9 protein-coding genes, 1 tRNA gene and 1 riboswitch are annotated in these 8,594 nt (G+C 36.1%); of the genes, 3 read left to right on the forward strand and 7 right to left on the reverse strand.

All coding sequences use genetic code 11. From position 1 onward, the window contains the following. Positions 1 to 7 precede the first annotated feature (7 nt). Complete coding sequence (locus ABY905_RS10680; RefSeq protein WP_372643523.1) at positions 8 to 160, forward strand: hemolysin III family protein; 153 nt, start codon at positions 8 to 10, stop codon at positions 158 to 160. Positions 161 to 486: 326 nt separating this feature from the next. Here ABY905_RS10680 and ABY905_RS10685 read toward each other — a convergent pair whose 3' ends face one another. After that, positions 487 to 921, reverse strand: a complete 435-nt coding sequence (locus ABY905_RS10685; RefSeq protein WP_372643525.1) for a CotH kinase family protein — start codon at positions 919 to 921, stop codon at positions 487 to 489. A 506-nt stretch (positions 922 to 1,427) separates the two neighbouring features. Here ABY905_RS10685 and ABY905_RS10690 point away from each other — a divergent pair. Then, positions 1,428 to 2,306: a hypothetical protein gene (locus ABY905_RS10690; protein ID WP_372643505.1), complete on the forward strand. Its 879-nt coding sequence runs from the start codon at positions 1,428 to 1,430 to the stop codon at positions 2,304 to 2,306. Between the two features lie 794 nt (positions 2,307 to 3,100). Here the strand turns inward: ABY905_RS10690 and ABY905_RS10695 are convergent. The 6 genes from ABY905_RS10695 to ABY905_RS10720 form a co-directional block, all read right to left on the reverse strand. Beyond that, positions 3,101 to 3,185 (reverse strand) — tRNA-Ser (locus ABY905_RS10695). A 138-nt stretch (positions 3,186 to 3,323) separates the two neighbouring features. Further along, on the reverse strand, positions 3,324 to 4,259 hold the full coding sequence (locus tag ABY905_RS10700; RefSeq protein WP_372643508.1) for a molybdenum cofactor synthesis domain-containing protein: 936 nt from the start codon (positions 4,257 to 4,259) through the stop codon (positions 3,324 to 3,326). Between the two features lie 49 nt (positions 4,260 to 4,308). After that, the gene (gene moaC, locus ABY905_RS10705) at positions 4,309 to 4,767 is read right to left on the reverse strand and encodes a cyclic pyranopterin monophosphate synthase MoaC (RefSeq protein WP_372643511.1); all 459 of its coding nucleotides are present in this window, start codon (positions 4,765 to 4,767) and stop codon (positions 4,309 to 4,311) included. Between the two features lie 111 nt (positions 4,768 to 4,878). After that, on the reverse strand, positions 4,879 to 5,706 hold the full coding sequence (locus tag ABY905_RS10710) for a GTP 3',8-cyclase MoaA (protein WP_372643513.1): 828 nt from the start codon (positions 5,704 to 5,706) through the stop codon (positions 4,879 to 4,881). After that, a complete protein-coding gene (gene glp, locus ABY905_RS10715) occupies positions 5,663 to 6,838 on the reverse strand; it encodes a gephyrin-like molybdotransferase Glp (RefSeq protein ID WP_372643515.1) in 1,176 nt (391 codons plus the stop codon). The genes ABY905_RS10710 and glp overlap by 44 nt, the downstream gene beginning before the upstream one ends. Positions 6,839 to 6,842: 4 nt before the next feature. After that, positions 6,843 to 7,388, reverse strand: a complete 546-nt coding sequence (locus ABY905_RS10720) for a hypothetical protein (RefSeq protein WP_372643517.1) — start codon at positions 7,386 to 7,388, stop codon at positions 6,843 to 6,845. A 96-nt stretch (positions 7,389 to 7,484) separates the two neighbouring features. Next, a riboswitch (molybdenum cofactor riboswitch) is annotated at positions 7,485 to 7,615 on the reverse strand. Positions 7,616 to 7,884: 269 nt separating this feature from the next. On the opposite strand from ABY905_RS10720, the gene ABY905_RS10725 reads away from it, so the two are divergent. Next, on the forward strand, positions 7,885 to 8,594 hold a 710-nt coding region (locus ABY905_RS10725), incomplete at its 3' end, for a cation diffusion facilitator family transporter (RefSeq protein WP_372643520.1).

The following is an 8,594-nucleotide window of genomic DNA, read 5'->3' on the forward strand; positions in this document are numbered from 1 at the left end:
TGAAGGTTTGTATTGGCTTTTCGCGGGTGGCTTGGCTTATACGCTTGGTGCTATTCTTTACAGCATCAAGAGAGTCCCATTTAATCATGCCAGTTTTCATGTTCTGGTTCTTATAGGCTGCTTTTGCCACTATATGAGTATCTACTTGTATGTGTTTTAATTATTCATATCAGAGCTCCTAGTTCTGCTTATAGAGAGTGATAATTCCTCTCTCAGTTCGGATCAGTTACAAGAGTTGGGTTTGAGATTCATCCAAGAAAGTTTAGTGCATAAAAAAAGCACCAAAGTTTTTCAACCTTGATGCTTCTGTCAGCGGAGAGAGAGGGAGTTTAAAGTGTCTGTTAATTAAACTGATTTATTGCTGTTTATAGCTTTGCAAATATTTGTGTTCACTTGAGAGTTCATGGATATTATAAGAGAATAATTGAGAGAAATATCGTTGTGTCGATTTGTGTTTTGTAGTAATCTTCATATTAACGATCAGTGCTATAAATAGCTATTAACAGCATCGTTTCTTTCCTGCACATGCAATTTAAGGGTCTCAACTGCCTGATCGAATTCTGAGTCGTATCTAAGGTAAGTATAACCAGATTCTTCGGCATAAGCATAGTCTTTAATCATGTTGTAATAGTTTGTATAAGCTTCACTAAGTTTTGATGGAACAAACACCTCATTTATAAATTGAAGTAGGTAATCTTTGTAAACTTGTTTATAGTCTTCATCATCAGTCAAGTAGCTGATTAAAGGCCATGATGAGCTCACTTCACTTAGTGATAAGCTTAGTGCGCCACTTTGTTTCCCATATTGTAAAGCTTCGTTATTATCCCAAGGAATCCAAGTTAGTAAGTTTGTTGCTGGATCGTTATATAGGAAATAGTTGTGTTTATGCTCCTTTGCGGGAATTAAAGTTGTCGAGGTGATTAGTCTATGATTTTAACATTTAGAAACCTAATTTTAAGCAAGCAACACTCACACTCATTATTTTACCCGAAAACGTGTATTTTATTAATCAGTCTGTTTTGGTAAATTTGATAAAGTCGATATGGAAATTTTAACTTAAAATATGTTAGCAGTAAATGATATTACTTGATATAGTCTTCAATTATTTATTTCAATAACTATTATAAACCTTAAAATTGAAATTATCATGAAAAAGGTTAGTTTATTAATTGCTATATTATGTGTTGTAAATTTAATAAGGCTGTAAAAAGTCAATTTCATAATAGACCCTCTCCTTTCGTAACGACATCTGAAAGTGCTTAGTAAATTTCTCAGGAAACTTATTAGTTCATTCGATTAGAACTCAAGAAGTCATTCATTTTAAGAATTGTACTGAATTTGAACCTCTCATTTTGTATGTCGTTAGTTGTAATTATTACAGCTAAAATTTACCACCTTACTTTAATCTTTTAAAAAACTAAAAACAGATGAAACTACTAAAAACAACCTTCGTAATTTTTCTCATGATCTTTTGTACAACTAGCTGTAATAAGGAGTTCGATGAGCCTTTGCCTGATAGTTCCGGTGAAATTGATGAGCTGAACAGTAAAGCTTTAAAACGATCGAAGCAAAAATTAGGAAAGGCCATCGGATCTGTTGAAATTATTTGGAAAGGGGGGGAGAAAGCCAATGAAAAGGGAAGCCAACCTGAACAACTTCTTGCATTTTTTGATTTTAATGCCCACGAAGGGGATGAAATTGAAAATTCTAAAGGAGACATCGTTTTCCTAGTTACTGAAGCTGATTACACTTTTCACAGAGAAATAAAAGCCTCGGTAATAGATGTTCATATTGACAGCGATCAAAACAAGGCATGGTTTGTGGCTCAAGTGGTTTCCGATAGCAAAGGATGTGAAGATGATGATGGGGGGCATGATACCGGATGTTCCGGAGATGATCATACAGATCATGAAGGTGGAGATTCTAGTGATGATACCAATCAGGATACTGGGTGTTCACATGATGATGTAGATGACAGTGACGCGGCCCATGATGGTGGATGTTCTCACGATGACACAGATGATGGAGGTTGTTCGGATGATGATACTGATGATGTTGATCACGAATCAGGAACTTCTGGTGGTGGAGATAAAGGAAATCCATTGAGTGGCAAAAATTGCAGAGTAGGTCAGATGATAGCTGTTAAAGTACATGATAATGGCTCACCAGGAGTGAATGGTGATGGCATAACCTGGAAATGGTTTGATTCAAATACCACATTTCCCACCACTACGAATACTTCTGATTGGCCTCATTTATGCAAGAAAATTATTATAAATGGAAATATTGTTGTTCATAAACAATAGGCGATGATGTTCTTGTGGAGATAGATGTAAGGATTTCGTGTCGGGGATTCATAGCTTTTATGATGGACAAATCAGCACGCATGATTGTAGATTCTGCCAAGCGTAAAAAAAGTTGAGGAAGAAGTACAATAAAACCTGACTTAATTACTAATCAACATACCCCCATACCCTTAAAGGTGTGGGGCATTTTTTTCATACAAAACCCAAGTGCAGGCTAGAATATACAAAAAACATCGCCTTATAGGAAGATAAGGATATGTTAAATATAAAACAGTATTACAAAGTTGTTCATAACTTTACCTAAGGAGAAAATAATTTATAATCATTATTTAGTCATCAGTACATTCAGTATGGCTTTACCTAAGGAGGAGGTATGTTCTTTCATTTTATTAAATGTGATGCTTTAGAGAGAATAGAGCTATTTCCTTTGATGAATTAGGGAATTGCATTTAAGATATATTAAAGGTGTTGGAGGGCCTTATTATATCGCTTCGATGAATAGAGATAAACACATTTAAGAGAACTTAGAAGTAGATTCGATTTCAGAAGAAGAGTATGAGTTGCAAATTGAAAAGAAATTACGGAAATGTAAATGAGGAGGGCGATTTAAGTTTAACGCCAAATCTCGTTGTCCAGAATGTGGCACTGATATTTATATAGACGGTCCAGAGGAATATATGGATTTGTACAATTAGGTTTTAATGGGCAAAAAGTGAAGAATCTGCTGCGGTTGATAAATCGTTGATATGAAAAAACGCAAACCCTTAATTAATAAAGGTTTGCGTTTTTAAATGCGGAGAAAGAGGGATTCGAACCCCCGGTACGTTGCCGCACAATAGTTTTCAAGACTACCGCATTCGACCACTCTGCCATTTCTCCAATACGTGTTATTATCTGTTCTGATAACGGGTGCAAATGTAAGTCAAAAAAGGGCTTCTGCCAAATTAAAAATGCACCTGTAGCCAATATTTGTTTGAATGCTTTGATAATCAGATTAAGAATTTTGAAAAAAAGGTTTTATCCGTGTAAATCCAGCTCATTTAGCATGTATAATGAGTGCTCAATGGTTTTGAAAATCTCTGAGCAATACTCATTGACGGCTTTAGGGCTGCCAGGTAGTGTGTAAATTAAAGTTTTATCCATAACACCAGCAATGCCTCGACTAACAAGAGCATTTGCTTTTTCCATACCATATTTCACACGAATCAATTCCATGATACCAGGAATCTCTTTGGTTAATAAAGGCTTAACCACATCAGGAGTGATATCCTTAGGTCCAATGCCTGTACCACCTGTTGTGAAAATCATATCGTAGTTCTCAGCCGTTGCTTTCAAAAGAATCGTCTTTAACAGTTCTTCGTCATCAGGAATAATGACTGTTTCGATATCGAAATGACGATTTTTAGATTTGAAAAAATCTTCAGCTAATTTCTTAAGTAAGGGCCCACTCTTATCTGCATATTCACCTCGGCTAGCACGATCGCTAAGGGTTATAATGAGTGTTTTCATGATACGAGGCTGATATTCTAATTGATCACCAGCTTTTAATTCACCACATTCGAGAACACGACAAAAGATCCCTTCCTTAGGCATCACACAATTACCAATTTCTCTAAAGATGCTGCAATTATCGCCATGGCATTTTTTACCGATTTGAGTAACCTCCAAAATCATATCGCCCATAATGAAACGATCAAGGGGAGCTGTTTTATGTAGAATAATTCCTTGAGTTGTAATGTTTTCAGCGAACTCACCAAATTCAATTTTACGTTTCGCTTGTTCTGAGAACCTATCGATACTTTCTTGAGCCAATAGACTAACCTGACGGTGCCAGTTCCCAGCATGAGCATCTTGTGCAACACCCATTTTATTTAGTTCGATTGATGGTACCGGCTTTTTAACGATACCTTTTTTATCAGAAATATTTACTGAGAGTATATCTACTTTTGTCATTTGAGATGAGTTTTTTAGTGCTTTTTTGGAGATGAATAAAATATTTGTTTTAGAGATCAACTTTAGTTTTCTCGTCTAATTTGATCGCCTCCATAATCATGTTTTTATCAACGGCTTTGCACATGTCGTAAATGGTTAATAAAGCCACGCTAGCGGCTGTGAGGGCTTCCATTTCGACTCCGGTTTGCCCAATACATTTTACACGTGTATTAACCTGTACGCCATTATCCATTAGCTTGCATTTTACCTCAGCTTTTGTAATTATTAATGTATGACAAAGAGGGATAAGATTGCTGGTTTGCTTGGCTGCTTGAATTCCTGCAATTTCTGCAATGGTTAATACATCACCTTTTTTCATATTATTATCACGAATCAATTCGATAGTTTCGGATGATAATATGATTTTTCCAGAAGCTTTTGCTTCTCTAATCTGTGGATTTTTATGAGCGACATCAACCATGTTGGCTTTGCCGTCTTTATCTATATGAGTGAACTTATTATTAGTCATCTGTACTTAGTGAATTTGTATGTTTCGGAGTTTGTAAATTAGTTAATTCGTTTTTTGTGATTAAGTGTTTCAATCAACACATCATCATTTCACCTAATTATCACATTAATATTATCCTCCAATATTATAAAACTTCCCAATTTTGTTTCTGCTCCCTTCTTCAGGTTTGCTTTCAATGGTTTTTTTTATGGCATCTTTAGCACCCAACTCTTTTACATCAAATTCATTCTGATTAAATAAGCAGGGTTTTACCTTACCATTAGCTGTAAGGCGAATGCGATTACATTTTTTGCAATTACCTCCTTCGCCACCTTCAACTATGGAGAAATCACCTGTTTCCAAATCCATTTGTCGGATAAAACGCAAGTCAAGATCATTGGATTTGCAATAGGCTTTTAGAGCAATTAATTCCGTTTCGCTACTGTCTGGCATGCGCACACAGTTGATTTTAATAGGCGTTAATCCAGCTTTTTTTGATGCCTCAATACCTCTAAATACATCTTCAATGTCACCATATCGAGTGACTTCTCGGTAGGTTTTTGGATTGAGAGTATCCAAACTAATGTTAACACGCTTCAGCCCGGCTTTAGCCAAGTCATCGGCATACTTTTCCAGTAATATACCATTCGTAGTAAGAGCTAAATCTTCGAGCCCCTTAACATTGGCAATTCTTTCAACAAGCTCAACAATCCCTTTTCTAACCAATGGTTCACCGCCAGTTAAGCGAACTTTTGTAATCCCGGTTTTAACAGCTTCTTCAACAAAGTTCACGATCTCTTCAAAACTCAACACATCTTCATGAGCCATCAGATCGACACCTTCTTCGGGCATGCAATATGTGCATCGAAGATTGCATCGGTCAGTGACTGAGATTCTGAGGTAACTAATATTTCTTTTATATCTGTCTAACATGTACAAATTCTCCTTCTGTAAATTCATCTACACCTCTTGGGATGGCCATAATACCATCAGCCTGGGTGAATGCATTAATATGTGCCGATCCGTGATAATCAACAGGAATCACTTGATTATTGGCATTTAATCGTACGGGTATAAACTCCAATCGATCAACTCGTTTTCTTTTATAATCGCATGAAATTGGTAAGCGAACAATTCCCGGATGATAATCGTGTCCCATCAAACGAAAAACTAAGGCTTTCCCTAGTAACTCAAATTGTACAAATGATGAAACTGGATTGCCAGGCATAGCGAAAACATATTTACCTTGTCGAGTCGCAAATACGGTGTGTTTACCGGGTTTTACACTTAGTGTGTGAAACCAAATATTGAATTCTAATTCTTTTAATATCTGCGGAATATAATCGTATTCACCTACTGAAACACCACCCGAAATAATAAGGAGGTCATTCTCCTCAATACATTTGGCGATAACCTCTTTAGTCGCTTCTTTCGAATCTGCAACGATACCATAGTAATTGCCTGTGATACCAATTTTTTCAAGTTGGGCCATCAATTGCCATGAGTTGACATTCCTGATTTGTGTTGGAGCTGGGGTTTCACTCGGTTCTACCAATTCGCTTCCCGTTGCTATGATTCCAACTCTTACTCTTTTATAGACTAGAGGTTGTGTACATCCAACTTCAGCTAGTACAGAAATGTGTTGTGGTTTTAATCGGGTTCCTTTCTTTAAAACAACATCATTCTCCTGAATATCTTCACCTTGGATACAAATGTTCGTTTTTGTTTTTGTTTCTGTAAAACGAACAAATTTATCATCAGTTGTTTCTGTATGTTCTACCATGATAACGCAATCGGCACCCTCAGGAACCATCGCGCCAGTCATTATTTTTGAACACTGTTTCTCTCCAATAAATTTTGTTGGAGGAGTTCCCGCAGGAATTGTTTCAAGTATTTCAAGTGTCTCCGATAAATCAGCCTGACGACAAGCAAATCCATCCATTGCTGATTTATTAAATGGAGGAATAGCAATAGGCGATATTACATCTTCAGCTAAAACGCGGTTTAAACATTTTGATAGTTCAATATGCTCTTTTTCTAATTTCTTAGTAGCATGTTTTACTGTTTTTAGGGCTTCATTAAAAGTGATCATAGGGTTAGTTTTGAATCGTCCAGCCAGATTTTGAGAATTTTAGATTTTTTGGATCAAAGTCGAATCTTTGTTCATCAAATTCAATCCATTTATCTGCTAGTTCTCTATCTCTTATAGCTTGAGGTTTTATTTGGTTATTGTTTGTTTTATTAATTATTAAGAAAATACCCGGTTTCATAATTTGCCTTAAACCTCCTGATTCGCATATGATTGGTGAATCTTGTGGTAGGCGTTTCATAAGCTTATCAAAAACGATGGGTAGTTTATTATCCATACATTGAACGTAATAGACCTCTTTTGATCCTGCAGTTAAGAATCTTTGACTATCCTTATTGCCATCAGCATTTAATTCTTTTATGATAGTATAGTCAGTGCCTTTTTCTATGATTTGTGCGTCAGGATTCAGTCTATGAAAGTGTGGAGCGATTTTAATACTAATAACCGGAAAATGGATAGCATGCTGCGCTATCACTTGACTGGCAAAAAGTGTTTTACCCACATTCTGACCCGTTCCAGCTATTAATAATATGTTTTTGTAAATTTTTTCCACTCTGCTAAATTTAAGAAAACTCAATGATAAACAAAATTGGAGTTGTCTGTTTTTTAGCATGTTGGGATTGTTCCTGTTGAGGTATGCAGCCCAGAAGCCAAATCACATATTTCTCCTTTCCAATTTAGGATCTAGTCCACGGGAGGCAATTAAGTTTCCTGTATTACCCATCGGTTATTAAAACATACCAGAGGCTTAGTTGTTAATAACTCGGAGTTTTCATGATAGGGGTAAAGATAGAAACATTAATGAATCTACAAATGTGTATATGTGTTGTTGTTGTCTTTCGATGTATGGTTTTGATTTTTCAATGTTACTAAGTTGTTGGTTTGTAGGTGTAAATGAAGTTGGTGTTTGACGTCTGTTATATAGAATTGAATTCTATTTATATTTAATTTCGATAAGGATAATCTTTTTTATCTTTAGGCAAGCATATTTGTAAGAGGAAAGAAGGCTATTATTGATAATTAATAGAAAACATATTAACATTAAATATATGGGTGAGCACAAACACGAGCACGGACACAGGCATGATCATGGCGATTTAAAAGGTAGAAATCTAGCAATAGCTATTGTCTTAAATATTGGCATAACTCTCGCTCAAGTTATTGGTGGATTTATTTCGGGTAGTTTGGCATTAATGTCCGACGCAATGCACAATTTTAGTGATGTGCTGGCTCTTATTATTTCGTGGTTTGCGAGCAAGTTATCGAAGAAGGATCAAACTCCCTCTCAAACGTATGGGTATAAACGCGCAGAGATATTGGCAGCTCTAATCAACGCTGTTTCTTTAATTGTAATCGCTTTTTTCTTATTGAAAGAAGCTATCTCCCGTTTTTCTGATCCTATAGAAGTGCAATCAGGCTTGGTTATGATTTTGGGTGGTTTGTCAATCGTATTGAATGGTTTGAGTGTTTTGCTGGTTCAAAAAGATGCTAAGAATAATATGAATATGCGATCGGCATATTTACACCTCCTTACAGATATGATTTCATCAGTAGCTGTTGTTTTAGGAGGATTAGCCATGTATTTGTGGGACGTTGCCTGGGTAGATTCAGTTCTATCGATAGGAATTGCACTTTATCTTGTTTACTCAAGCTGGGGTTTAATAAAGGAAAGTGTTAGGATATTGATGCAGTTTGCTCCGGCAAAGGTGAATTTGGAGGCTATTAACACGGAATTACAGACCATTCCTGAAGTGAATAA

Source organism: Ancylomarina sp. (assembly GCF_041555295.1).
Classification (GTDB): domain Bacteria; phylum Bacteroidota; class Bacteroidia; order Bacteroidales; family Marinifilaceae; genus Ancylomarina.

Excerpts from the sequence above, each read along its gene's own strand:
- moaC (WP_372643511.1), bottom strand. The coding sequence starts at position 4,767 with ATGACTAATAATAAGTTCACTCATATAGATAAAGACGGCAAAGCCAAC.
- ABY905_RS10710 (WP_372643513.1), bottom strand. The coding sequence starts at position 5,706 with ATGAATTTACAGAAGGAGAATTTGTACATGTTAGACAGATATAAAAGA.
- ABY905_RS10700 (WP_372643508.1), bottom strand. The coding sequence starts at position 4,259 with ATGACAAAAGTAGATATACTCTCAGTAAATATTTCTGATAAAAAAGGT.
- glp (WP_372643515.1), bottom strand. The coding sequence starts at position 6,838 with ATGATCACTTTTAATGAAGCCCTAAAAACAGTAAAACATGCTACTAAG.
- ABY905_RS10690 (WP_372643505.1), top strand. The coding sequence starts at position 1,428 with ATGAAACTACTAAAAACAACCTTCGTAATTTTTCTCATGATCTTTTGT.